24 protein-coding genes are annotated in these 26,510 nt (G+C 43.3%); 4 read left to right on the top strand and 20 right to left on the bottom strand.

The features are described from left to right. Nucleotides 1–4: 4 nt before the first annotated feature. From MHI08_RS16915 to MHI08_RS16960, 10 genes are all read right to left on the bottom strand, one after another. The gene (locus MHI08_RS16915; RefSeq protein WP_024423743.1) at nt 5–961 is read right to left on the bottom strand and encodes an AEC family transporter; all 957 of its coding nucleotides are present in this window, start codon (nt 959–961) and stop codon (nt 5–7) included. Nucleotides 962–1,051: 90 nt separating this feature from the next. After that, on the bottom strand, nt 1,052–2,752 hold the full coding sequence (gene malS, locus MHI08_RS16920; protein ID WP_024423744.1) for an oxaloacetate-decarboxylating malate dehydrogenase: 1,701 nt from the start codon (nt 2,750–2,752) through the stop codon (nt 1,052–1,054). A 279-nt stretch (nt 2,753–3,031) separates the two neighbouring features. Beyond that, on the bottom strand, nt 3,032–3,634 hold the full coding sequence (locus tag MHI08_RS16925; RefSeq protein ID WP_024426350.1) for a thymidine kinase: 603 nt from the start codon (nt 3,632–3,634) through the stop codon (nt 3,032–3,034). Between the two features lie 87 nt (nt 3,635–3,721). Then, nucleotides 3,722–3,922 carry a 50S ribosomal protein L31 gene (gene rpmE / locus MHI08_RS16930; RefSeq protein WP_003215407.1) on the bottom strand — a complete coding sequence of 67 codons (201 nt, stop codon included), beginning with the start codon at nt 3,920–3,922 and terminating at the stop codon, nt 3,722–3,724. Between the two features lie 132 nt (nt 3,923–4,054). Continuing rightward, nucleotides 4,055–5,338, bottom strand: coding sequence for a transcription termination factor Rho (rho, locus tag MHI08_RS16935; RefSeq protein WP_008354975.1), 1,284 nt, complete (start codon nt 5,336–5,338; stop codon nt 4,055–4,057). Nucleotides 5,339–5,703: 365 nt separating this feature from the next. Then, nucleotides 5,704–6,669: a class II fructose-bisphosphatase gene (gene glpX / locus MHI08_RS16940; protein WP_012011567.1), complete on the bottom strand. Its 966-nt coding sequence runs from the start codon at nt 6,667–6,669 to the stop codon at nt 5,704–5,706. Between the two features lie 32 nt (nt 6,670–6,701). Further along, on the bottom strand, nt 6,702–7,991 hold the full coding sequence (locus tag MHI08_RS16945) for a UDP-N-acetylglucosamine 1-carboxyvinyltransferase (protein ID WP_024423746.1): 1,290 nt from the start codon (nt 7,989–7,991) through the stop codon (nt 6,702–6,704). A 247-nt stretch (nt 7,992–8,238) separates the two neighbouring features. Next, the gene (gene fsa / locus MHI08_RS16950; RefSeq protein WP_024426351.1) at nt 8,239–8,877 is read right to left on the bottom strand and encodes a fructose-6-phosphate aldolase; all 639 of its coding nucleotides are present in this window, start codon (nt 8,875–8,877) and stop codon (nt 8,239–8,241) included. A gap of 111 nt (nt 8,878–8,988) precedes the next feature. Continuing rightward, on the bottom strand, nt 8,989–9,846 hold the full coding sequence (locus tag MHI08_RS16955) for a class II fructose-bisphosphate aldolase (RefSeq protein WP_024423748.1): 858 nt from the start codon (nt 9,844–9,846) through the stop codon (nt 8,989–8,991). A gap of 178 nt (nt 9,847–10,024) precedes the next feature. Continuing rightward, nucleotides 10,025–10,399, bottom strand: coding sequence for a response regulator (locus tag MHI08_RS16960; protein WP_003214681.1), 375 nt, complete (start codon nt 10,397–10,399; stop codon nt 10,025–10,027). A 180-nt stretch (nt 10,400–10,579) separates the two neighbouring features. On the opposite strand from MHI08_RS16960, the gene MHI08_RS16965 reads away from it, so the two are divergent. Beyond that, nucleotides 10,580–11,110 (top strand): DUF2529 domain-containing protein, encoded by a 531-nt coding sequence (locus MHI08_RS16965; RefSeq protein ID WP_056765558.1) that lies wholly within the window; start codon nt 10,580–10,582, stop codon nt 11,108–11,110. 40 nt (nt 11,111–11,150) lie between these two features. Here MHI08_RS16965 and pyrG read toward each other — a convergent pair whose 3' ends face one another. The 8 genes from pyrG to MHI08_RS17005 form a co-directional block, all read right to left on the bottom strand. After that, the gene (pyrG, locus tag MHI08_RS16970; RefSeq protein ID WP_056765557.1) at nt 11,151–12,758 is read right to left on the bottom strand and encodes a CTP synthase (glutamine hydrolyzing); all 1,608 of its coding nucleotides are present in this window, start codon (nt 12,756–12,758) and stop codon (nt 11,151–11,153) included. A gap of 239 nt (nt 12,759–12,997) precedes the next feature. Next, nucleotides 12,998–13,537 carry a DNA-directed RNA polymerase subunit delta gene (rpoE, locus tag MHI08_RS16975; protein ID WP_024423751.1) on the bottom strand — a complete coding sequence of 180 codons (540 nt, stop codon included), beginning with the start codon at nt 13,535–13,537 and terminating at the stop codon, nt 12,998–13,000. Between the two features lie 216 nt (nt 13,538–13,753). Then, the gene (locus MHI08_RS16980; protein ID WP_024423752.1) at nt 13,754–13,951 is read right to left on the bottom strand and encodes a hypothetical protein; all 198 of its coding nucleotides are present in this window, start codon (nt 13,949–13,951) and stop codon (nt 13,754–13,756) included. Nucleotides 13,952–14,097: 146 nt separating this feature from the next. Next, nucleotides 14,098–15,240 (bottom strand): acyl-CoA dehydrogenase, encoded by a 1,143-nt coding sequence (locus MHI08_RS16985; protein ID WP_342499792.1) that lies wholly within the window; start codon nt 15,238–15,240, stop codon nt 14,098–14,100. A gap of 16 nt (nt 15,241–15,256) precedes the next feature. Further along, entirely contained in the window at nt 15,257–16,369 is a 1,113-nt protein-coding gene (locus MHI08_RS16990; RefSeq protein ID WP_342499793.1) for an acyl-CoA dehydrogenase family protein, read from the bottom strand. An 11-nt stretch (nt 16,370–16,380) separates the two neighbouring features. After that, nucleotides 16,381–17,244 (bottom strand): 3-hydroxybutyryl-CoA dehydrogenase, encoded by an 864-nt coding sequence (locus MHI08_RS16995; RefSeq protein WP_342499794.1) that lies wholly within the window; start codon nt 17,242–17,244, stop codon nt 16,381–16,383. After that, on the bottom strand, nt 17,244–18,437 hold the full coding sequence (locus MHI08_RS17000; protein ID WP_342499795.1) for an acetyl-CoA C-acetyltransferase: 1,194 nt from the start codon (nt 18,435–18,437) through the stop codon (nt 17,244–17,246). Before MHI08_RS17000 ends, MHI08_RS16995 begins: the two co-directional genes overlap by 1 nt. A 103-nt stretch (nt 18,438–18,540) precedes the next feature. Then, complete coding sequence (locus MHI08_RS17005) at nt 18,541–20,652, bottom strand: heterodisulfide reductase-related iron-sulfur binding cluster (RefSeq protein WP_024426357.1); 2,112 nt, start codon at nt 20,650–20,652, stop codon at nt 18,541–18,543. Between the two features lie 143 nt (nt 20,653–20,795). Here MHI08_RS17005 and cls point away from each other — a divergent pair, with 143 nt between their 5' ends. From cls to MHI08_RS17020, 3 genes are all read left to right on the top strand, one after another. Then, a complete protein-coding gene (cls, locus tag MHI08_RS17010) occupies nt 20,796–21,992 on the top strand; it encodes a cardiolipin synthase (RefSeq protein WP_024423757.1) in 1,197 nt (398 codons plus the stop codon). A 12-nt stretch (nt 21,993–22,004) separates the two neighbouring features. Further along, the gene (gene uvsE / locus MHI08_RS17015; protein WP_056765545.1) at nt 22,005–22,967 is read left to right on the top strand and encodes a UV DNA damage repair endonuclease UvsE; all 963 of its coding nucleotides are present in this window, start codon (nt 22,005–22,007) and stop codon (nt 22,965–22,967) included. Nucleotides 22,968–23,040: 73 nt separating this feature from the next. Further along, the gene (locus MHI08_RS17020; RefSeq protein WP_056765544.1) at nt 23,041–23,295 is read left to right on the top strand and encodes a hypothetical protein; all 255 of its coding nucleotides are present in this window, start codon (nt 23,041–23,043) and stop codon (nt 23,293–23,295) included. A 229-nt stretch (nt 23,296–23,524) separates the two neighbouring features. Here the strand turns inward: MHI08_RS17020 and MHI08_RS17025 are convergent, their stop codons facing one another. Both MHI08_RS17025 and MHI08_RS17030 read right to left on the bottom strand, forming a co-directional pair. Continuing rightward, nucleotides 23,525–24,523 (bottom strand): S66 peptidase family protein, encoded by a 999-nt coding sequence (locus MHI08_RS17025; protein ID WP_056765543.1) that lies wholly within the window; start codon nt 24,521–24,523, stop codon nt 23,525–23,527. A 203-nt stretch (nt 24,524–24,726) separates the two neighbouring features. Then, the gene (locus MHI08_RS17030) at nt 24,727–26,442 is read right to left on the bottom strand and encodes an ABC transporter ATP-binding protein (RefSeq protein WP_056766823.1); all 1,716 of its coding nucleotides are present in this window, start codon (nt 26,440–26,442) and stop codon (nt 24,727–24,729) included. Nucleotides 26,443–26,510 lie beyond the last annotated feature (68 nt).

The raw sequence follows: 26,510 nt of genomic DNA on the forward strand, positions 1-26,510 counted from the left end.
TATATTATACGGTAAGTGCAATAATGATCGGTAATGTAATGAGTGACATGATGGCACTGATCACAAATGCGGATGCAGTTTCCGCCTCTTGTTTTTCAAATCGTGTTGCGATCATCGCTGCAACAGCTGAACCTGGGAAGGCAACAAGCAATACAGCTTTTGTAATTTCATCAGCCGAAAGACCCATAAGAACGGCAATGAAATACATAAGTAATGGTTGTACAGCTACTTTTAGCAATGCAATACTAAAGGCTGGCAAGCTTAATTTAATTTTGCGGATACCAACAGTGACACCGACTGCGAATAATGCCACACCTGATGTGACGCTGCCAATTTCCTCTAACATTTCATGTCCGATTGCAGGAAGTTTAAATCCTAAAAGAACAAGAATGATACTGGCTAACGGTGCAAGTGCAAGCGGCTCTGATAAACCGTGCAAAATTGCTTTTGTCGTCATTTTTAGGAAGCTTTCGCCTTCTTTGGCTTTTCCTTTTGTTTTTTCACCGACAGTTGATACAATTATTGCAATTGGATCAAGCAGTGCATTTACAACTATTCCGGTAATTGCAATCGGAATTGCAACCTCTTGAGCTCCAAATAAACTGCCCAAGACCGGAATCCCCATAAATGCAAAGGTCGGTTGTGCTGAGTTTAACGAGAAAACAGAAGAATCTGTTAAATCATATTTAAAAGCAAATTTCGTAACTAAAAGGATAATGATATAAAAACCAACGATTCCGAAAATCAATGCAACGAAAAATGGGATTTGACTATAGAATTTATCTTTTGGTGTTGACAGAATACTGGCGATAAAGTGCGCTGGTAAAGCATACTTTGTAACAAGTGTACTTACACCTTTTGCAGATTTAGCGTCATAGCTGCCGAAGTTCCCTGCGAACCAACCCAGCGCGATAACGAAAAAAATCGGTGCTAGGAGGATCAAAATATTTAAAAAGTCCATCTTACTCTTCCTCCTTAAATCCTTTACATGTTTCTTATTTATTGCGGCATTGCTTAGATTACCCGAAGCAATGCCGCGTTACACATTTTATTATGCTCTTACAATTTTTTTATATTCAGGAATCCACATTGCGTCTTTCACAGCTTGTTCGATGTTGTCAGGCGTTTTTCTTGCGACACCATCTTCAATTGCTGCTTTCGCTACTTCAACAGCTACATGAATTGACACTTCTTGCAATTTATCAATACTTGGAAGAAGACCAGCACCTGGTTTCTCATGATCAACCATTTCAGCAATTGCATTCGCAGAAGCAACGAACATGCCTTTTGTGATGATTTTTGATTCTGTTACGATTGAACCAAGACCAAGTCCAGGGAAAACGAATGCATTGTTTGATTGTCCGATTTCATGTTCAATTCCGTTATACTCAACGTTTTCGAACGGGCTTCCTGTTGCAACAAGCGCACGGCCGTCAGTCCATTTGAATAGATCCTCTGGCACAGCTTCAGCAAGCGGTGTTGGGTTAGACATTGGCATGATCACTGGACGCTCTGTATGAGCTGCCATTTCTTTAATGATTTCTTCAGTGAATGCGCCGCCTTGACCTGATGTACCAATAAGGATGGTCGGCTTCACCCTGCGAACAGTTTCAGCAAATGAGATTTGTCCTTTTTCATCGCGTGCCCAGCCTTCTACTTCATCAGAAGTACGCAGGTATGGTTTTTGGAAATCAAGCACTTCATCTTCAAATTGATCTGTTAGCAATCCTCTGTAGTCTAATGTCCAGAATGCATTGTTTGCTTCTTCTTCTGTTAGACCTTCAAGAACCATTGTGTCACGCATTTGATCTGCAATTCCGATACCAGCTGATCCAGCTCCGAAGATGACAACACGGTGATCTTTTAATTGAGTACCAGTTTTCTTGACAGCTGCAAGAACACCCGCTAAAGTAATGGCACCAGTACCTTGAATATCATCGTTGAACGTTAAGATGTTATCGTTGTATTTTTTCATGATGTTACGCGCATTTTTGTTTCCAAGGTCTTCCCAGTGAAGCAATGCTTTCGGGAAGAATTTAAGTGCTGCCTTCACATAAGCATCAATGAATTCTTCGTATTTTTCACCTTGTACACGTTTGTGATGGTTCCCAATGTATAATGGATCATTCAATAATTTTTCATTGTTTGTTCCAACATCTAATACAACTGGAATCACGCGGCTAGGATCAATACCTGCTGCAGCCGTGTAAACAGCTAATTTACCGATTGCGATGTTGATACCACCAACACCCCAGTCACCAATTCCAAGAATACTCTCAGAGTCAGTTGCAACGATGAGGTCAATATCTCCAGCAGTTGCGTGCAAGTTTTCAAATGCTTTCTCGATTCCGTCAATGTCGTCGATTGAAAGATAGACACCATGAGGTCTTCTGTATTCATGGCTGTATTCTTGAATCGCTTCACCAACAGTTGGTGTGTACACAACTGGAAGCATTTCACGAAGCTTTTCTGTTAGAAGCTTGTAGAACAATACTTCGTTACGGTTTTGCAAATCACTTAAGTATACGTTTTGACGAAGACGATCCGGCTGAGCTAGAAACTGCTTGTACGCTCTTTCCGCTTGCTGTTCTAAAGTGAGAACCGTTGGAGGAAGTAAGCCTTCTAGTCCAAGCTCTTGTCTTTCTTCTTCAGAGAAAGCAACGCCTTTGTTCAACGTTGGAATCGATAATACATCTTTACCTGTCAAAGTGGTTTCGAGGTACCCTTCTTTTGTTTTCTTCACGTTGTTCATCAAAAACTACCCTCTTTCTAAAATATAAATAAAGTGAACTATTAATCCAAAGAACGATTAAGGAGAAAAATCCTTAATCAAAAAAATTATGACAAGAAATCGAACTTTTCGTTTAAATGCTTTACACTACAGTTAGTCATTTTATGCCTGCTTATGACAAAACGCAAGCGTTGAAAATTAGATAATTTAATCGTAGTGTTATTTAATTTATTTAAGTACAAATGATGGGTGTTCAGCCAAAATCTCGAAAAACGAAACACAGCGGCATTTGCTATTTTTTTATTTGTCAAGTGTTGTACCAACATCAAGTCTTGGTACTTCATGGTGATGTCTGCATCGTGCTTCGTATGATTCCTGCGCACCTACTAAAATAATAGGATCATCATAGGATGCGGGTTTACCGTCGATCAAGCGTTGTGTTCTACTCGCTGGGGAGCCGCATACCGAACAAACTGCTTGAAGTTTTGTTACAAGCTCTGCACATGCCATTAAATGCGGAACAACACCAAATGGCTCTCCTCTGAAGTCTTGATCCAGGCCTGCAACAATGACTCGATAGCCTTGGTCAGCCAATTGAGTGACAATGTCAATGATTGTCTCATCAAAAAATTGCACCTCATCAATGCCAATGACATCGGTTCTTTCTGATATGTGCGTTATTATGTCTTTTGGTGAGGCTACTGCAATCCCATCTAATGATGAACCGTTATGTGACACAACTGAGCTTGTACTATATCGGTTATCAATCGATGGTTTGAATATTTTTACTTCTTGTTTGGCAAAGGTGGCCCTTTTGGCTCTCCGAATCAATTCTTCCGACTTTCCAGAAAACATACTGCCGCAGATGACTTCAAGCCAACCGCTTTGTTTCATCACATACATAAGGTCTTCTCCCCCGTTTTAAAGTTCCATCAATCCACGTAAAAAAACAGGCAAGAACGGATTCCTGCCTGTTTATTGTATCTATTATTACTTAAGACCGTATTTTTTGTTAAAGCGGTCAACACGTCCATCAGCAGAAGCGAATTTTTGACGGCCTGTATAGAAAGGATGGCACTCAGAGCAAATCTCGATGCGTACCTCTTCTTTTACTGATCCAGTTTCAAACTCATTTCCACAAGCGCATTTGACTGTAGCTTTTTTGTAGTTAGGATGAATTCCTGTTTTCATCTACTGTCATCTCCTTCCGCCCTGAATCCAATTCGGAAACAGAGTTAATATCTCAGAAATAAATTCTGAAACGCACATGATAAAATTATAACAGTGTGAGTCTATGATTGCAAATGTATTTTTTCAGAGAAGCTATCTTCTTGATGCAGACATATTGGCTTGTTTCCATTCTTGCGTTAAAATATCGAAAAATTCTTGGTTTGTCTTTGTTTTTCTCATTTTGCGCATGAACTTCTCAGCGAAGTCAGGTGTATCTGACATCGATTTTCTCATAGCCCATAAACGATCAAGATGCTCTTTTGGCACAAGCAGTTCTTCTTTTCTCGTACCAGAACGGCGAATGTCGATCGCAGGGAAAATTCTTCTTTCGGCCAAAGAACGGTCCAAATGAAGCTCCATGTTCCCAGTTCCTTTAAACTCTTCATAAATTACGTCATCCATACGTGATCCTGTATCAACAAGTGCAGTGGCTAAAATCGTCAAGCTTCCGCCTTCTTCAATGTTACGCGCAGCACCAAAGAAGCGTTTTGGACGATGGAAAGCCGCAGGATCAATACCACCTGAAAGCGTTCGGCCGCTTGGCGGAATCACAAGGTTGTATGCACGAGCAAGCCTTGTGATGCTGTCCATTAAGATGATGACATCTTTCTTATGTTCAACAAGACGCATAGCACGCTCTAAGACAAGCTCTGCTACTTTAATGTGGTTTTCCGGTACTTCGTCAAAGGTTGAACTAACAACATCCCCTGCAACAGAACGTTCGATATCTGTTACTTCTTCTGGGCGTTCGTCAATCAAAAGGACAATCAGCTCTGCCTCTGGGTGATTTTCAGAAATGCTGTTGGCAATTTCTTTAAGCAAAATGGTTTTCCCAGCCTTAGGCGGTGCAACGATTAAACCACGCTGTCCAAATCCAACTGGCGCCATCATGTCCATAATTCTAGTAGACAGGTGATTAGGCTGTGTTTCAAGAATCATTTGACGGTCAGGAAATAGCGGTGTGAGTGCAGGAAAGTGAACACGTTCCTTTGCTGATTCTGGGTCGTCCCCATTTACCGCTTCTACATGAAGGAGGCCATAGTAGCGTTCATTCTCTTTTGGAGGTCGTACCTTTCCAGACACTTTATCTCCATTTCGTAAATCAAAGCGTCTGATTTGTGAAGCTGAAATATAAATGTCTTCAGAACTTGGGGAGTAGTTAATCGGTCTTAAGAAACCAAATCCCTCAGACTGAATAATTTCAAGAACCCCTTCCATAAATAAGAGATCCTCTTGCTCAGCGTTCGCCTTTAAGATGGCAAAAATTAATTCTTTTTTTGTTAGTTTGCTGTAATAAGAGATTTTGTATCGTTTTGCTAACTCATACAGCTCTTTTAATTTCATATTTTCCAAAGATGAAATCGATACATCTTTCAATATGGACACCACACTTTTCTAGTCAATGTATTTCTTTACAAATGCATGACCATTGTATTTGATTAGCTTTTAATTCCGTTGTTGTTGGAATGACCTCGCTCTGATGGTAACGCTCCCACTCGTTTTATCGTGAAAGATAGGAACAATGTGAAATAGAGCTTTGTCAACATAGAGAAGGATAATGAGTATATCGTCATGATGCGGCAGTATTTAAACTTGTTGAAGCTTAAAAGAAGTAAATTCGCAGAAAATTTCGCAGCACTCTTTAGTTTTACCTCATTTGCAGAGAATATTCAACTTTTAAAAGAAAATGATATACATTTGACACCTATATGAAAAGCGGGTAATGAATACCCGCTTTCAGATTACGGACGAATGACAAGATTCGGTTTTTTCTTTAAGCTGTGTCTGCCGTCTACGAAACGAACCGTACCTGATTTCGCACGCATGACAACACTATGTGTTGTTCCAACAGAGCCTTTGAATTGAACACCTTTAAGTAATTCTCCGTCCGTTACACCTGTCGCTGCAAAAATGGCGTCATCTCCTTTTACGAGATCTTCCATTCTGAGGACTTTCCCAACATCCAGCCCCATTTTCTCACAGCGTCTTAGTTCTTCTTCACTTTGAGGAAGAAGCTTACCATGAATTTCACCACCAAGTGCCTTTAACGCAACAGCAGAAAGGACACCCTCAGGCGCTCCGCCTGAACCAAATAGAATATCAACACCTGTGTGATCAAATGCTGTATTAATGGCTCCTGCAACGTCACCATCGTCGATCAGTTTAATTCTTGCTCCTGCTTCTCTCAGTTCAGCAATAATTTTCTCATGTCGATCTCTGTTTAAAATCGTTGCAACCACATCTTCAATATCTTTGTTTTTTGCTTTTGCAACAGCGCGAAGATTATCAATGACAGGCGCTTCAATGTCGATGCAGCCTACCGCTTCTGGACCTACTGCGATCTTATCCATGTACATATCAGGTGCATTCAGCAGGTTGCCATGATCTGCAACTGCAATGACAGCTAAGGCATTCCAGCCGCCGCTTGCCACAATGTTTGTTCCTTCTAATGGATCAACAGCGACATCCACGCGAGGTCCATATCCGTTCCCAAGCTTTTCCCCAATATAAAGCATTGGTGCTTCGTCCATTTCTCCTTCGCCAATGACCACTGTTCCCTTCATCGGAATGGTATCAAATACATCACGCATTGCACTTGTTGCAGCATCATCCGCTTCGTCTTTTAATCCTCTTCCCATCCAACGGGCAGATTTTAATGCAGCTGCTTCTGTCACCCGTACTAGTTCCATCGATAAACTTCTTTCCATTTTTGTCCAAATCTCCTCTCACAGTCAAAGCCTTATGAATTTTGAAGTTCTTCTATTTCTTGGTCATTCAGCTTTTCACGCCAGATGGTTGCACCCAAGCCTTCAAGCTTCTTCTCAAGCAAACTATATCCTCTGTCTATATGTTCAAGCCCTGTGATTTCGGTCACACCGTCTGCCATTAACCCTGCGACAACAAGACAAGCGCCTGCACGCAGATCACTTGCTTTAACCTTTGCTCCTTGGAGCTGTGTTTGTCCGGTAATAATAGCAGATCTTCCTTCGACCTTCATGTTTGCACCCATTCGACGCAATTCGTCAATGTGCTTAAAGCGGGCTGAGTAGATCGTATCTGTGACCACACTCGTGCCTTTTGCTTTTGTTAACAGCGCCGTCATCGGCTGCTGAAGGTCCGTCGGAAAGCCCGGATACACAAGGGTTTTGATATCGACAGGCTTGAGTCCTTCGTTTCTGCCAACGATCAGCATCTGATCGTTGCTCGTTTCAATGGTGAACCCCATTTCTCTAAGTTTCGCCGTAATTGATTCTAAATGAGTTGGGATCACATTATCAAGTACAACTTCATCACCCATCGCTGCACCAGCTATTAAAAATGTTCCTGCTTCGATGCGGTCAGGGATGATTGAATGCTTACAGCCATGAAGAGATTCTACACCTTCGATTCGAATGACATCGGTACCCGCACCTTTGATTTTGGCTCCCATGCTTGCAAGCAGTGTCGCTACATCAATAATTTCGGGTTCCTTTGCAGCATTTTCAATCACGGTTTTTCCTTCAGCCAGTACGGCTGCCAGCATGATGTTGATCGTCGCACCTACACTGACAACATCAAGATAAATCCGGGCTCCGACTAATTTTTCAGCACGCAAATAAATCGCACCCTGCTCGTTTGTCACCTCGGCTCCAAGTGCTTCAAAGCCTTTGATATGCTGATCGATCGGCCTAGGTCCTAAGTGGCATCCTCCTGGCAGTCCGATGACAGCCTGCTTAAATCTGCCCAGCATGGCGCCCATTAAATAATAGGATGCACGCAGTTTCTTCACTTTTCCATTAGGAAGCGGCATACTGATCATGGAAACAGGATTCACAACCATTTCACCTTTTTCAAAAGTGACCTTTCCGCCAATTTCTTCTAACAGATCCCGTAATGTGTCGATATCTGATATATGCGGAAGGCCTTCAATGGTTACTGGAGAATCAGCAAGAATCGTGGCAGGAATCAGTGCCACAGCACTATTTTTCGCACCACTAATATGTACGGTCCCGCGCAAGGGATCACCGCCGGCAATGTTTAACTTTTCCATATTTGTCTCCCTTCTTAAAGAAGATCACTGTTGGAGTTATACTGTTTGTGGATGTCGCGCTTTAAAAGGTCTTGTCCAAAATTTAGCCAATATCAAGAGAAAGAATACAGGTTAAACGAAATTTGTCGGAAGAAAAATAATCGAAGCTTTGCGAGGCTGTGATGTTCTCTTCTTTGCACAAAACATTTCTTAGCGTTTATAAGGAAAACTGCGGCAAACGAGAGACGATCCCGCCTGCCACAATCATTTATTTATTCCAGTCTGCTAAAAATTGCTCAATGCCTGCATCCGTTAATGGGTGTTTCGTCAGCTGCTTGATGACTTTCAGCGGCATTGTGCCGATATGAGCACCTCTAAGCGCAGCTTCTGTCACATGCTGCGGATGACGAATAGATGCAGCAATGATTTGTGTATCTAATCCATGAACATCAAAAATAGTTTTCACTTCGCTGATGAGATCAAGACCATTTTGGCCAATGTCATCTAAGCGGCCAAGGAATGGAGAAACATACGTCGCACCAGCTCTAGCTGCAAGAAGTGCCTGGTTTGCACTAAAAATCAATGTGACGTTTGTTTTAATTCCAAGGTCTGTTAATGCTTTGACAGCTTTAAGGCCATCTGTAGTCATTGGAATTTTGACTGTGATATTCGGTGCAATGGCAGCTAGCTCTTTTCCTTCTTCAATCATTTCCTCTGCTTTTAAGGAAATCACTTCTGCACTGACAGAACCTGATACCACGTCAGTGATTTCGCGAAGGCGGTCGTGGAATGAGACGTCCTTTTCTTTCGCTACTAAACTAGGGTTTGTTGTGACGCCTGCTAAAATGCCAAGCTCGTGCGCCTCTTTGATGTCTTCAATATTCGCTGTATCTACGAAAAATAACATAACTGTGCCACTCTCCTATCAATAAATTGTCTGAAATGTAAATTTGATTGCGCTTTCTCAAGATATGGAGAAAACCGCCTGTGACTCAGGCGGCTTTCGGTTCTCATCAAATTATGCTTGGTTAGAAGAACCAAATTCGCGCATTTTGCCGATAACAGTCGCTTTAATTGCGTCACGAGCTGGTCCAAGATATTTACGTGGATCATACTCTTCTGTTTTTGCTGCAAGTGTTTCGCGTACTGCTTTCGCAGAAGCAATTTGGTTTTCAGTGTTTACATTGATTTTTGCTGTACCAAGTGAAATTGCACGCTTGATGTCAGCAGTTGGGATACCTGTTCCGCCGTGAAGAACAAGTGGAAGACCAGTTGTTTTACCGATTTCTTCCATTTCAGCGAAACCAAGGTTTGGTTCACCTTTGTATGGACCATGTACTGAACCTAATGCAGGTGCAAGGCAGTCAATACCAGTGCGTTCTACAAGCTCTTGGCACTCTTTTGGATCAGCATAAATAACGCCTTCAGCGATGACGTCATCTTCTTGCCCACCAACAGTTCCAAGTTCAGCTTCTACAGACACACCATGGAAATGTGCAAGTTCAACGACTTTCGCAGTTGTTTCCACATTCTCATCGAATGGATGGTGAGAAGCATCGATCATGACAGAAGTAAATCCTGCATGAATCGCTTTTGCACAAGATTCAAAGCTTGAACCGTGATCTAAATGAATCGCAACAGGAACTGTTACATTATATTCTTCGATTAACGCTTTAACCATTGCGACAACTGTTTTGAAGCCGCCCATGTAGCGTCCTGCTCCTTCAGATACTCCTAAGATAACAGGAGACTTCTCTTCTTCAGCAGCTTGTAAAATCGCTTGCGTGAATTCTAAGTTATTTAAGTTAAACTGTCCAACAGCGTAACCTTTTTCCTTTGCGTCTTTCAACATTTCTGTCATTGAAACTAAAGGCATGATGAAAAATCCTCCCTATGTAGCTAATTTGCTTGCTAAAAAAAGCTCTCCACCCTAGCATGACCAGAATTTCTCGCCATATGTAAACTTTCAAAGTCAGATCGCTTTCTTCTTCTTTTCTAGAATACCAATTATTCGACAAATCGGCAACAGAATGACTCGATTCAATCATTTCCATCTAGCCATTTGTTTCAAGCGGCAGGTATTCTTTAACAGCATCTCGGATTTCATCAATATCAAAAGGCTTAGCGAAGTGCGTCAATGCACCGAGTTCTTTGGACTCTTGGATCATATCTAATTCTCCATAGGCTGTCATAATGATGACACGAATGTCTTCATCAATTAATTTCATTCGTTTTAAAATTTCGATACCATCCATTCCGGGAATTTTCATATCAAGCAGGACAAGGTTCGGTCTATGGTTTTTCACAATATCTAATGCCTGAAGTCCATTGGCAGCTTGAAAGGTTTGATAGCCTTCTTTATGAAACACTTCATTCAATAATATTCTAATACCGTACTGATCATCGACAATTAAAATTTTCTCATTCATCTGTTACACCCCATTGCTTTCATTTTTCGCCATAAAAAGAGCTGTTGTTAAATAATTCTGTTTGATTTTCACATTTCCTTTAATTATAATAGTTTACTTTACGACATTTTCTGAGCATTTTTCCTAATATTCTCTTTATATTCTATTATAAAATGATCTGACCGAAGGAGGAAATGAGTCTTGTTAAAAATTTTTACGACCCAGTTATCAGGTATTTTTTCACGTATTGGAGAAAAGCAGGCTGAAGCGATTGAGGACGGTGCACGCCTCCTTGCACAGGCTGTGGTCAGTGGACATGCCGTTTATTTTCACGGAAAGAATGAACTGGCTGCTGTCGCCCTAGAAGCATCTGAAAGCAAGGAGCCATTTCCCGGTGCGAAGGTACTGCCGCTCGATCAAAAGGAGCGCAGCTTACTTCATCCAAGTGACAGGGTGCTGCTATTTTATTCAGACCCAGAAGATCCAGAAATTCAATCTCTTGTCAAAGAACTGCACGAACAAGGGACGCCCGTTGTTGGTGTAGGACCGGCACAAAAGGAGCCGTCCACGATTGAAGAGTATTGTGATGTCCACATTGATTTCCAGCTCAAGAAACCGCTTGTGCCCGCTGAAGATGGGACAAGGTTTGGTTATCCTGCTTTAATGACCTGCTTATACGTCTACCACGCTCTATCGTTTACTGTGAAGGAAATCGTCGAGGAATATGAATAAAAAAACTGCCGAGAAGTGATATTCTCGGCAGTTTTTTGTTTTATTTTGATTCAGATGCTTGAAGTGAAGCACCAACGAAATCTCTAAATAACGGCTGTGGTCTTGTCGGTCTTGAAACAAATTCTGGGTGGAACTGAGAAGCAAGGAACCAAGGGTGATCCTTCAGCTCAATAATTTCAACAAGACGTCCGTCTGGACTTGTACCTGAGAAGACAAAGCCTGCTGCTTCCATTTGCTGTCTGTATTCGTTATTAAACTCGTAGCGATGACGGTGGCGTTCGTAGACCACTTCGTCATTGTATGCAGCAAATGCTTTTGAGTCTTCATTTAATTTACAAGGGTATAGACCGAGACGAAGTGTTCCGCCTAGATCATCTACATCCTTCTGTTCTGGAAGAAGGTCAATGATTGGGAATGCTGTTTCAGGATCAATTTCCGCTGAATGAGCTCCCTTAAGGCCTAATACGTTTCTCGCGTATTCGATAGATGCCACTTGCATTCCTAAACAGATTCCGAAGAATGGCACTTTGTTTTCACGGGCATATTGCGTAGCAATGATTTTCCCTTCTACTCCGCGGTCTCCGAAGCCTCCCGGAACAATAATACCGTCAACATCTTGTACGAAATCAGCGATATTCTCTGCTGTCACTTCTTCTGCATTGATCCATTTAATTTGAACATCTGCATCAAACGCATAACCAGCATGACGAAGTGATTCAACGACTGAAATATAAGCATCTTGCAGCTCAACATACTTCCCTACAAGACCAATTGTGACTTGTTTCGAAAGGTTTTGCACTTTATCAACAAGCGCTGTCCACTCCGTCATGTCTGCATCTTGGCAGTCAAGTTTCATATGTTCACATACTAGCTTGTCCAGCCCTTGTTTTTGTAAATCAAGCGGAATGGAGTATAGCGTGTCCGCATCCTGACATTCAATAACAGCTTTTGTATCAATATCACAAAATAGCGCAATTTTGTCCTTCATATCTTGCGTCATTGGCATTTCCGTTCTGACCACGATGACGTTTGGCTGAATACCAAGACTGCGGAGTTCTTTTACACTATGCTGTGTTGGTTTTGTTTTCAATTCACCCGCTGCACGGATGTAAGGAACAAGGGTACAATGAATGTACATCACGTTTTCACGGCCGATGTCACTCTTCATTTGACGAATGGCTTCAAGGAATGGAAGGGATTCGATATCTCCTACTGTTCCGCCGATTTCTGTAATGACCACATCTGCACCCGTTTCTTTTCCGGCACGGTACACGCGGTCTTTGATTTCATTTGTAATGTGGGGAATGACCTGTACTGTTCCACCTAAGTAATCACCGCGGCGCTCTTTCTTCAGAACAGTAGAGTAGATTTTACCAGTTGTGACGTTGCTGTACTTGTTTAAGTTAATATCAATGAAACGCTCGTAGTGACCTAAGTCAAGGTCTGTTTCAGCACCATCATCTGTGACAAAAACCTCACCGTGCTGGTATGGACTCATTGTCCCTGGGTCTACGTTGATGTATGGATCGAATTTTTGAATGGTAACATCCATCCCTCTATTTTTCAGAAGGCGGCCTAACGATGCAGCCGTGATTCCTTTTCCAAGTGAGGAAACAACTCCTCCTGTTACAAAAATATACTTTGTCATTTCGTATGCTCCTCTCTTTTTTACCCTTGCATGTCTACACATGCACAGCTTCATCCTTTTTAGAGTGTATCCCTAAATCTCTTGAAAAATAAGAAAGCTCCCTTTCAAATAAATGAAAGGGAGCGTAAATGAACGTATCTTTACGTACTCTTTTTTAGAGAGCCCAAAATACATACTACATAGTTCGCTCTCGAAAGTCAAGACGGTTTTGTCCTGTTTTGAAGACCGGTTTGAGAGGGTTATTTGTCTTCCTCATCATCGTCTAAATCGTCTTCATCAATCTCCGTTAAGCCGTCATCATCTTCATCATCATCTTCGTCGAAGTCTTCAAGATCTTCTTCAATTTCTTCATCATCGTCTAGGTCGAGATCATCGTCGTCTTCAACAAGATCAAGATCTTCTTCAAGCTCGTCGATTTCTTCTTCCTCTTCGATCTCATCGAAGTCATCTTCAACGACAGCTGCTTTTGATTTTTTCTTTTTCGCTTTTGTTTTCACAGCTGGCTGAACTTCTTCTTCGATTTGATCAACTGGATACCAGCTGCGAAGTCCCCATCTCTGATCACCTAACGAAATAAAGCGGCCATCTATATTTAAGTCTGTATAAAATTGAGCAAGTCGATCATCTAGATCGGATTTTTGTATTCCTTGCAAACGGACAATTTCATCTATTAACTCGGAAAACGTAATTGGTGTTTTACTGTCTCTGAAAATTTCATAAGCAAGTTCAACTAAAGACATTTGTTTGAGCTGTTCCTGTGAGTATTCTTTCAAACTCAAGGTCAGACACTCCCTTTCTATTACATGTATGTATCCATTTATCAGTGAAATAATAAGTACTTATACCTTATTCTTACGACAAACCATACCTCTCATTATAAACAAATTAGGGGAGTTTATGCCACCTTTATTGATGTTAATTTTTGATTTTTCTCACGGGGAGCACCTAGAGTGTGTACGGTATGCTTTTTGTCGTTCAGTTTTTTCTCGTCTGTTTTAAAATGGGATGTTCTGAATGAGTGAGACAACGACAGGAATCGTGAATAACATTCCAGCAGACATGAGTACGATTAGTTTTCTGCGGCTGTTTTCTTTTTCTTCCTGCTTTTTTGGAGATTTGGAAAGCTCCGCGGACACCATGATCCAGATCACCATCGTGACGATTGCCAAAATGCCCATAATTGTTGAGTTCATCATCATAACCTCCATATTGATATTTTCCCTAATTTTAACATAATACGATGATGATATGGATGAACATTGACAATGCGCTTACATTTGAAAACTGCATGACGAACAAAAACAGACCACCTCACGTTCAGGCGGTCTTTGCTTGTTTTCTATATATCTAGCAGTTTCCTAGAGATGACCAGGCGCTGGATTTCCTGAGTTCCTTCATAAATTTGAGTGATTTTCGCATCACGCATGTATCGTTCGACTGGGTAATCCTTTGTGTAGCCGTACCCGCCGAAGATTTGAACCGCTTCTGTCGTCACCTTCATCGCTGTATCACCGGCAAAGAGCTTGGACATGGCAGATTCCTTCCCATACGGAAGGCCTTTCGTTTCGAGCCATGCCGCCTGGTAAGTAAGCAGCCTTGATGCTTCAATCGCTGTTGCCATATCAGCCAGCTTAAAGGCGATCCCTTGCTGCTGAATGATTGGTTTGCCAAATTGTTTACGTTCCTTGGCATAATCAACCGCCGCATCAAGAGCGCCTTGAGCAATCCCAACCGCCTGTGCAGCAATGCCGTTTCTGCCGCCATCGAGTGTCATCATGGCTATTTTGAACCCTTCTCCTTCTTGACCGAGCCGGTTCCTTTCATGAATTCGGCAATCTTCAAATCGAATTTCAGTTGTTGGAGAAGAACGTATGCCCAGTTTGCTTTCCTTTTTGCCAACGGAAAAACCAGGTGTCTCTTTTTCTACAATAAAAGCAGTTGTATTTCGAGATGAAGCTTCTTGGTCTGTTACGGCAAACACAATATAATAATCTGCAATGCCCCCATTTGTAATAAAAATTTTCGCCCCGTTCAAGACATATTCACTGCCTGCCTTGACGGCCGTTGTCTTCATTCCGCCGGCATCTGAACCAGAACCGCTCTCAGTAAGTGCGTATGCTCCTATCTTCTGCCCTTCTGCAAGCGGCTTTAAGTAGGTCTCTTTTTGTTCATCTGTTCCGAATGTATAGATTGGCCATGAAGCAAGAGATGTATGAGCGGACAGGGTGACACCTGTAGAGGCGCACACTCTTGAAAGCTCCTCAACTGCTATGACGTAGGCTAAATAGTCACTGCCAATTCCGCCCACGTCTTCCGGCCAAGGGATACCCGTTAAACCGAGCTCCGCCATTTTGCGAAAAATAGATGGATCATATGTCTCTGTTTCGTCTCGCTTTGCTGCTGTTGGCTCCACTTCATTTTTCGCAAAGTCTCTCACCATTTTTTGAATCATTTCATGTTCGTCACTTAATTGGAACTGCATCGTGAGCCACCTCGTTTCATATTAGCTGTTTACAGATGACCAGCCTTTGAATTTCACTTGTTCCTTCATAGATTTCACAAATTTTCGCATCACGAAAGTAACGTTCTGCTTGATAGCGATTCGTATAACCATCCATGCCTAGCAAATGGATCGCTTCTGTACTGATCTCTACCGCCGTTTTTGAAGCAAATAGCTTTGCCATTGATGCTTCCTTTGTGACCGGTCGATTTGCCTCTTTGAAAGAAGCCGCTTGATAGACGAGTAGTTTGGCTGCCTCAAGCTTCGCCGCCAAGTCGCCCAGCCGAATCGTCGTTTCAAGACCTGCTGGATGCTTCTTTAAATAGGTCACTGCCTCGGTTAAAGCGGCTTCTGCAATGCCAAGGCTTTGAGCCGCAATTCCGATTCTCCCTGCATTTAGGCTGGACATGGCAATTTGAAAGCCCTCTCCTTCTGCACCGAGCAGCTGATCTTTTGGAATCCGCACGCCATCAAAATGAAGCGTGACTGTTTTTGAACCGTGCAGTCCCATCTTTTTCTCATCTTTTCCAATCGTAAATCCCGGCGTATCTTTCTCGACAATGAACGCCGATATATTTTTTCTCGCAGAAGCCGGATCAGTCACCGCAAAGACAAGATACAGTTCTGCTTCTCCGCCGCTTGTGATAAAGATTTTCGTCCCATTTAATACATAATCGCCGCCCATCCGCTCTGCTCTTAACTGAATACTGGAGGCATCTGATCCGGCCTTTGGTTCAGTCAGACAAAAGGCGCCCAGCTTCTTCCCGGATGCAAGCGGCGGGACATAAGTTTCTTTTTGTTCCTTCGTTCCAAAAGTCAAAATAGGCATCGTCACAACAGATGTATGAACGGACACAATGACACCGATGGTCGCACTCACTTTCGATAATTCATGGATTGCGATGATATACGTTGTAAAATCTGCTCCTAAGCCTTGATACGAAGCTGGTATTGGAATTCCTAGATAGCCTTTCCGCCCCATTTCACTTAAAAGGGTGTTTGGAAACCGGCCTAGTTCCATGGCTTCTACTTCAGGGAATATACGCTGGCGTGCAAATTCTGCTGTCTGTTCTCTCCAGAGACGCTGTTTATCCGTAAGCAAAACATCCATCTTGACTCCCCCTATGAGTGGTCGTGGTATGTGTAAAAACCTCTCTTTGTCTTTTTGCCCAGCCAGCCTGCATTCACGTATTTTTTCAAAAGAGGACAAGGCCGATATTTGCTGTCTCCAAGTCCCTCGTGAAGGGTATTCATAATAAATAAACATGTATCCAGTCCGATGAAATCAGCTAGACGAAGCGGCCCCATTGGATGATTCATCCCAAGTGTCATCACGTCATCAATGCTTTCTGCATCTGCTACGCCTTCATACAGGGTGTAAATGGCTTCATTGATCATTGGCATCAATATGCGATTTGATACAAACCCCGGGAAGTCTTCCACTTCAATTGGGGTTTTGTTTAATGTCTTCGCTGTTTCATAAACAACTTGATATGTGTCATCACTCGTTTGCAGTGCTCGAATGACTTCAACCAGTTTCATGACAGGAACCGGATTCATAAAATGCATGCCAATCACTTTCTCCGGTCTGCTCGTCACAGCTGCTAATTCTGTGATCGACAAGGAAGACGTGTTTGTCGCAAATATGGCCTCAGCCTCTGCAAATTGATCAAGTGTTTCAAAGATTTGTTTTTTCACACTCATTTGTTCTGATGCGGCTTCTATGACTAAATGAGCCTGTTGCATGTCTTTTAAATCTGTGGAAACGGCAAGCCGCTGCGTAATATCTCGGACTGCCTGATGTGCCAGCTTTCCTTTTTCTGCCCGCTTCGTCAGTTGTTTGGTCATGGAGGAAATCGCTCGATGAATCTGCTTTTCTGATACATCATGGAGCAGAACTGTATAGCCTGACTGAGCAAACACTTGGGCAATGCCTGATCCCATTTGACCAGCCCCAACGACCATAACGGTATCTTCTATACTCATCAATAAACGCCTCCCTTTTCATCTACCTTTATCATGATGGCGTCTCCTTGACCGCCTCCGCTGCAAATCGCCGCAATGCCAAGGCCTCCGCCTCTTTGTCTTAATGCATGAATCAATGTCAATATGACGCGTGTTCCGCTTGCCCCAATCGGATGACCGAGTGCGACAGCCCCCCCGTTGATATTCATTTTCCGCCGGTCGATCCCGGTTATTTTTTCACATGCCAAAGCCACAGCTGAAAAGGCCTCATTGATTTCAAACAAATCAATATCCTCTAGGCGCTTTCCTGTTTTCTTTAAAAGCTTCTCGATAGCAAAGGCTGGTGTTTTCGGAAAATCCTTCGCCTCTACAGCAATCTGAGCATGACCGAGAACGACTGCCATTGGCTTTACGTCATGCCGTGCAGCATACGTGTCTTTCATTAAAAGGAGCGCACTTGCACCATCATTGACACCTGGTGCATTTCCAGCGGTGATGGTCCCCTTCTGATCAAAAACAGGCATGAGCTTTGACAGCCGTTCATATGACGTATCACGCCGCGGAGACTCATCTTCTGTGATCAGCCGTTCTCCCGTTTTTATTTTGACGGTGACGGGGGTGATTTCATGTTGAAAAAAGCCGTTTTTTTGCGCTTCGATGGCCCGTTCATGACTTCTGAGTGCCCACAGATCCTGCTCTTCGCGCGTGATGCCGAGCTCCATTGCAGCCATACTTCCATACTCACCCATATGAACGCCTGTAAACGAACAGGTTAACCCATCTAAAATCATCGCATCTTGTACTGCACCATCTCCCATTTTGTAGCCCCATCGCGCTTTTTTTAGCAGATAAGGAGCGTGAGACATAGATTCCATACCGCCCGCTGCGATGACCTCAGCATCTCCGGCTCGAATGATTTGATCTGCTGCAGTCACACTGCGCATTCCGGATGCACAGACTTTATTGATGGTTTGTGTTGGAACAGACCAAGGAAGATCAGCATATCTTGCTGCTTGCCTTGAAGGAATCTGCCCTTGCCCTCCTTGTAACACACATCCCATGATGACCTCATCTATTTCATGAGAACCCGAAACTCTTTCCAGTGCAGCCTTGATCGCTATACCGCCTAGTTCTGCGGCAGTCAAACCACTGAGAGCACCGCCTAGTTTTCCAAATGGTGTTCTTGCTCCAGATACAATGACCGTCGTACTCATATATGCCCCTCCCCGTTTGTTACCGCTTACATATCATTTAGGCAGCTGATGAAGCAGCGCCATGGATAAGCCGATGAACATCCTATTCATCGGCCTGTCATGTTTACGACACCTGCTTTCCAGGCTCACCAAACACTGATTTTTCAAGAAGTTCGGCGACATCAAATGTGCCTACCTGCTCCTCTACTTCCTTCGCCTTCGTCCCATCTCCCAGCATCGTTAAGCAATAAGGACACCCCGAGCTGATGATGGACGGCTGTACCTGTAAGGCCTGCTCCGTTCGTGCAGTGTTAATCCGGGTACCCGTCTCTTCTTCCATCCACATTAAGCCCCCGCCTGCTCCGCAGCACATACCAGTTTCACGATTGCGCTCCATTTCTTTCAGCGTCACACCAGGAATGGCTTTTAAAATGTCTCTTGGCGGGTCGTACACTTCATTATATCTGCCTAGGTAGCAAGAGTCGTGGAAGGTAATCACTTCGTTTACTTCATGTACAGGTGTTATTTTCCCTTCTTTCACTAACTCTGCCAGTAATTCTGTATGATGGTACACTTCTGCCTCAAGTCCGAAGTCTGGATATTCATTTTTAAATAAGTTGTAGGCGTGTGGATCAATCGTGACGATCTTTGTAACGCCGTTTTTCTGGAATTCTTCAATGTTTTTTGCAGCAAGCTCTTGGAATAAAAATTCGTTTCCGAGTCTTCTTGGTGTATCACCTGAGTTTTTCTCTTTATTGCCTAGGATCGCAAAGGATACTCCCGCTTCATTGAGGAGCTTTGCAAAAGCAAGTGCAATCTTTTGGCTTCGATTGTCATATGCCCCCATTGACCCAACCCAGAATAAATAATCAAAGGTTTGCTCTGCTTTTTTCAGCTCTTTCACTGTCGGCACATGCACATCTTCTCTCAGTTCACGCCAATTTTCTCTTTCTTTCCGGTTTAATCCCCACGGATTCCCTTGGCGCTCAATGCTTGTCATGGCACGCTGTGCATCTGCGTCCATTTTTCCTTCGGTCAGCACAAGATATCTGCGCATATCAATAATCTTATCAACGTGTTCATTCATGACAGGGCATTGGTCTTCACAATTTCGGCACGTCGTACATGCCCAGATTTCTTCTTCTGTAATGACCTCTCCAATAAGAGAAGGATGATATATCGAGCTGGCAGCCGACTCTTCCGCACCTGCTCCTCTCGCCTGCAGTGCCAACTGGTTTCCTGTTGTCTGCTTGAAGGCAAGCTGCGGGACCCAAGGTGTCTTTGATGTAATAGCGGCCCCTTTATTGGTTAAATGATCTCTTAACCTTAAAATCAAATCCATCGGAGACAGCATCTTCCCTGTCCCTGTTGCCGGGCACATATTCGTGCAGCGCCCGCATTCCACACAAGCGTAAAGATCGATGAGCTGAGACTGACGGAAGTCTTCAATTTTCCCCACACCGAAGGTCTCTTGTGTCTCATCTTCAAAATCGATTTTTTGCAGCTTGCCTGGCGGGTCTAATCTGCTGACAAATACGTTCACAGGCCCTGCAATCAGATGGGCGTGCTTTGACTGAGGAACATATACTAAGAATGTCAGCAAAATAAGAAGATGCACCCACCATGCGGCATAAAAAACAATCGCAGCCGCAAGAGGTGAAATTCCGCCCAGCAAGAAAGCAATACCAGAAGCGATTGGCTCAGTTGGTGATAGAGAGTGTCCATGCCAGATGATGTTCATGCCGTTCCCAAGTAAGACTGTCAGCATTAAGCCGCCAATAAATAAAAGCACTAGACCTGATTTGAAGCCTCGTTTTAAACGGACAAGCTTCTCCACGTATCTTCTATGGAAAGCCCATACAACGGCCACTAAAATGAGAAGTGTGACCACCTCTTGGAAAAACGTAAAGACGCCGTACACCGGACCTAAAGGAAGCCCGCTGTCTGGAATAAGCCCCTTCAGAATAAAATCAAGGGCTCCGAACTGTACGAGGATAAATCCGTAGAAAAACAGCACATGAATGATACCGCTCTTCTTGTCCTTTAACAGCTTCTTTTGCCCAAATACATTGACCCAAACACGCTCTAAGCGTTTCTTCATGTCTTGTTGAAACTCTTCTTTTTTACCAAGACGAATATACGCCGCTCGTGTTCGAATGAGATAAACAAACAAATACACTGCGTAAGCGGTCACCGCCGCAAATGCGATCAAGTTGATAATTAAAAGGCTATTCATCTTGCTCCCCCTTTCATTCCCCAAAACCCACTTTGTTCCGTTTCCATGTTGTACCTCTATCATAAATAATGAATGAGTATTCAGTCAATATTTTTTACACGTTTGGGTACACTATTGAAATATGCAAAAAAGGAGGAAGTTTCATGATCGCATTGATCATCCTACTCGTACTCATTGCCATCGTTTTGCTCGTGATGTTAGACCTTTATATGGGGAGGAAATATTTTTCTACTCACGCATTTGAACGGTCTTTTGACCAAACAAGCGGCGATGCCGCCTTTTATCATGATGGCGAACCATTTTTCGATCAGCTGCTTACCGATATACAGCAGGCCTCTTCTTCTATTCATATGATGTTCTTTATTGTAAAGAACGACAAGATTGGTCAAAGGGTCTTACAAGCCTTGAAAGCCAAAGCGGAGCAAGGAGTTTCCGTCTTTTTGCTGACCGACCGATTAGGCTCCTATCCGTTTGATCAAAAGGCGATTGACATGCTAGAAAGAAGCGGGATTCAATTTTACTTTTTAAATAAGCCTCGTTTTCCTTTTTTGATTTACCGTCTAAACATGAGAAATCACCGTAAAATTACGGTGATTGATGGGAAAATTGGCTATATTGGCGGATTTAATATAGGCGATGAATATGTTGGGAAGAAAGGCCGGTTTGGCATTTGGAAGGATTATCATTTGCGGATGACCGGACAGGTTGTCGCAGATCTCCAGCATGTGTTTCTGAATGATTTGTACCGTTCGTCTGGCATTCATCAGCTGCAATATGAGGTTTTCCCTGCATTGGAACCGGGAACATTACAATGCACAACACGCGCGACTGCCGGCTTTTCTTTAGAAGCTTTATTTCTCCAAGATATTCAGCAGGCGAGGAAACAGATCATCATCTGTACGCCTTATTTTATTCCATCAGCCCCTCTTCTAAAGGCGCTGCTTGATGCACGAAAGCGGGGCGTCACAGTTGAAATCATCATTCCAATGAAAGCGGATCATCCACTTGTCAAAGAGGCTGGCTTTCATTATTTGAAGGACCTCATTGCCTCTGGATGTCTTGTTTATCGTTTTTATAAAGGGTTTTATCATTCGAAAGCCATTTTGATTGATCACAGCCGCTGTATGATCAGTACCGCGAATTTTGATAAACGCAGCTTGTTTTTAAACGAAGAAGTAGATGTAGCCATTGATGATCCCGCTTTTACTGCACACGTAGAAGAAAAGATTCGGGAGCATATGGAGGTTTCTGAGATCTTGACAGAAGAAACATTGTCAAAGCGCCCGCTTTTCACTCGGCCGCTTGAGTGGGTTGCCGCCATGTTCTCGTATTTTTTATAAAGGAGATGACCTATGCGTTATCGATTTGGTTATGTATCCAATGCCGTCACCTTGTGGGAAGCTTCTCCTGCCAAGTCGCTGACCTTTGCTAGATACAGCAAGCTGGCTAAGGGAGAAAGAAAAGAGGCTTTATTGCGAACAACGAAGGCCAATCTCGTGAATACATTAAGAACGCTTTATTTCGCCATTGCTCATGATATCCCGCTTTACCGTTTTTCAAGCTCGATCGTCCCGCTCGCGACCCATCCAGAGGTGCGCTGGGACTTTGTGACACCTTTTCACAAAGAATTTCTTGAGATCGGCAAGCTGGTGAAACGGCACGGCTTACGGGTCAGCTTTCACCCCAATCAATTCACCTTGTTTACTAGCCCCAAACCTTCCATTACAGAAAATGCCGTCATCGATATGACGTACCATTATCAGATGCTTGAGGCGATGAAGCTCGATAAGGAAGGCTACATGAACATTCATGTAGGCGGGGCGTACGGCGATAAAGAATCGGCTCTTCAACGCTTTGATGAAAATATCAAACAGCTTCCAGCTCATATCAAAGCGAGAATGACACTTGAGAACGATGACAAAACATATACGTCGCTCGAAACGCTTAGTGTATGTGAAAAGCATGATATTCCGTTTGTTTTTGATTACCATCATCACGTGGCAAATAAAGATGACGATGCCGCACTCGATGACATCCTGCCAAGAATGTTCGTCACGTGGATAAACACTGGCATTCCGCCCAAAATCCATTTGTCTTCACCTAAATCAGAAAAAGCTATACGCAGTCATGCAGATGGAGTAGATATGAATTTTGTCTTACCGCTTTTTCAAGCATTAAAACCGTATGGCCTGGATGTAGATTTCATGATTGAAGCAAAATTAAAGGATCAGGCTCTGCTCCGTCTAGTCGAAGAGCTGTCTGCGATAAGGGGCAATCGGCGGACGGGCGGAGGAACCATTGAGTGGAAATCATAAAGAAAGGTTTACCTTTGTGCAAATGGGGGTAACAAAGCTATTGTGAGAAAGTAATTAACAGGAGGATATGAAGATGTCTCAAATCTATTCAATCCGAATCGCTGCGAAAGCGTTGAATTTACATAAGCTTATTTCTCTTTATGAAAAGTGCCAGCAGGCTCAGCATCGTATATATGTGTATTCTAAAAAAACAATGTGTAGCATTAAGAACATCGTAGAGCTTGAAACCTTCAGGCTCACTCATTTAGAGTCTGACTACTTAATTGTCGTAGAGGGGAAAAAAGCGCAAGACCTCCTAAGGCCATTTGAAAAAGAGAAGGTTTCATAAAGAAGAGCAGCCACGGGCTGCTCTTTCAGATTGGTTGACAAAGGGCTAAAATGATGTTGATTTTAGCCCTTTGTCTTCTTTTCAGCGTGATAGTAAACCTTTGCAGCCTAGGAAGGACGAGTACCGGCGCGGAGCGAATTTGACATTCGTGAGCACCGGCACGCAGGCCTGACACAGAATGCGAGGGTTTGTCTACATGCTGGGAGAGCAGCCGCGGGCTGCTCTTTTGCTATATCCACTCTTTTGTTAACCAAACTTGTTTGGAGGATGCATCCATTTTCACTTGTGCCCCGATTGGCATCGTAAGCATTGGGTGCGTATGGGCACAGTCAAAATCAGCGATGAGTGGTCTTTTTGTCTCTCCGAGCACCTCAAGTAAAATCTCGTAAGGTTCTTTGCCCGTTCCTTCATCATCAAACAGCTCATGTTTTCCTAAAAGAATCCCTGATACCCGTTCAAACACTCCATTTACTTTCAATAAAGAGAAGTTCTTTTCTACAACTGACGCGGTTTTCATACAATCTTCAATGAGAAGGATGTCTCCGTTTTTCACCGCTGGCATGAATTCACTTCCCCATATGCCGTACATCGCATTCAAGTTTCCGCCGATCAATCTGCCTTCTGCCTGTCCCTCTATGGCGCACAGCCAATCATTCGGACGCTGTTTTTTGTCACGCGTCTTCTCTTCCCAATTGATTCGTTCATCTGTCCAAAAAGGCGGTTTTTCAATCTGATAAGGAATGGTTTGTTGGGACATCAGGATGTCCTCAAATGACTGATATGTATTATTAACAAACGGTTCAAACTCGCCAAAAGAAGGAACAAGCGCCGGCCCGTAGAAAACAGTCAGTCCCGTTTTTTCGTACGCCGCTAGTAGAATCGCTGTCGCATCTGAATAACCGATCATGATTTTCGGATGTTGTTTCAGCAGGTCAAAATTAAGATAAGGCAGCAAACTATTTGAATTCGTCCCGCCAATCATTGACATGATGCACGCCAAGTCCTCTCTAGCCATCAGCTCATTCAGCTCATCTGCTCGTTCTTGAATTGTACCTGAACGATAGTAATCCTCTTTCCCTGTTAATGATCCTGGAACCACAATGAATCCTTTTTGCTCAAGCCACTTCTTCGCCCGCTCATACCTAAGAGGCGAGGTCGCTGATGCAGGACTAGAAGGTGAAAAAATACCGATCTTATCGCCCTTTTGTAATCGCCGAAGCCCCTTCATTCCATCAGATCCTTCCTACAAACGTTTTTTCTATCCTAACAAAAAAAGCCCTTTATCAAAAGGGCTCAGATTGTTTTTCATTCAGCGTGATAGAAAACCTTTGCAGCCCTAGGAAGGACGAGTACCGGAGCGGAGCGAATTGACATTCGTGAGCACCGGCACGCAGAACTGCGGGCGAATGCGAGGGTTTGTCTACGCGCTGATCAATGACCAAACTGCGCTTCATGCAGTCTGCTGTATACGCCGCCCATTTGAATGAGATCTTGGTGGCGGCCTTGTTCTTGGATGCCTTCCTCTGTCACGACGATGATACGGTCGGCGTGTTTAATTGTTGCCAAGCGGTGGGCAATGACGAGTGTTGTCCTGCCGACAGCCAGTTCGCTTAGTGCATCTTGTATGGCTTTTTCTGTTTCTGTATCAAGTGCTGATGTGGCTTCATCTAAAATAAGAATCGAAGGATTTTTTAGGAACATCCGCGCAATTGACAAGCGCTGCTTTTGACCGCCTGACAATTTGACGCCGCGCTCGCCTATCACCGTATTTAATCCTTCTGGGAAACGCTGAACGAGTTCCTCTAAATGCGCACGACGTACAGCCTCCCAAATCTCTGCATCGCTGGCTTCTAGGTTGCCGTACGCAATGTTTTCACGAATGGTGCCTGAGAATAAAAAGACATCCTGCTGCACAATGCCGATCTGCTGTCTTAAAGAAGACAGGGTCATCGATTTTGTACTCACACCATCAATTGTAATCTCCCCTTCATCCACATCATAAAAACGTGGCAGCAGGCTGCAAATCGTCGATTTCCCGGCTCCTGAAGGCCCGACAAACGCAACAGTTTCTCCTTGTTTGATTTTCAGATCGATGTCCTTTAACACATGGCTGTGCTCATCGTAGCCAAATGTCACGTTTCGATATTCAATTTCACCTTTCAATCCGAATACATCACGAGCTCCTTCTGTATCCTTCACATCTGGCTCTGTTTCAAGTAAGTCGACATAGCTTTTAAAGCCCGCAATTCCTTTTGGATACATTTCAATCACCGTGTTGATCTTATCAATCGGTCTGAATAAGACGTTTGTAATTAGAACAAACGCGATAAATCCACCTGCCGTTAATTGACCCTGCAAAACAAACCATGTCCCTGCTAGAAGGACAAACAGTGTCACAAGACGGGTGAGAATGTAACTGATTGAGCCGTTAACCGACATGATTTTATATGAAAGAAGCTTCGCTTTCCGAAAGCGGTTGTTGTTTTCAGCAAAACGCTTTTTCTCGAAATGTTCGTTGGCAAAGGCTTGAACAAGACGAATGCCGCCAATATTGTTTTCTACCCTTGCATGAAAGTCTCCAATGTCATTGTTTAACTGCGTAATCGCATGTGTCATTTTCTTATTAAAATGAAGGGCAAGCCAGATGATGACAGGCATAATCAGGAAGGTTAAAACGGCAAGCTGCCAGTTAATCATCAGCATGACAGCAAAGGCGCCAAGAATCGTCATAATCGCAATAAACAAATCCTCAGGTCCGTGATGAGCTACCTCACCAATGTACATGAGGTCATTTGTCATTCGAGACATAAGCTTACCCGTTTTGTTGTTATCAAAGAACTTAAATGAGAGACGCTGAAAATGATCAAACAGCTTCTTCCTCATATCTGTTTCAATATTGATGCCAAGCATGTGTCCCCAGTACGACACAATAAATTGCATAACCGAGCTGAGTGCATAAATGATAAACAGAGCAAGTGCGGTCCAGGCTATGACCGTCCAGTTCCCTGTTGGTAATAATGTATCAATGAAGTAGTTCACGATCAGCGGGAAACCTAGTTCCATCAGTCCAACTGCGACAGCGCAAAAGAAATCTAAAAAGAACAGACCGCGATAGGGCCTGTAATAGGCGAAAAAGCGTTTTAGCATATGTAAAAGAACCTCATTTCCTCTATAATTGATAATCATTTTCAATTATAGAGGAATCCTCTTCAAAA

The organism is Bacillus sp. FSL M7-0791, from assembly GCF_038627085.1.
In the GTDB taxonomy this organism is placed as follows: domain Bacteria; phylum Bacillota; class Bacilli; order Bacillales; family Bacillaceae; genus Bacillus; species Bacillus safensis.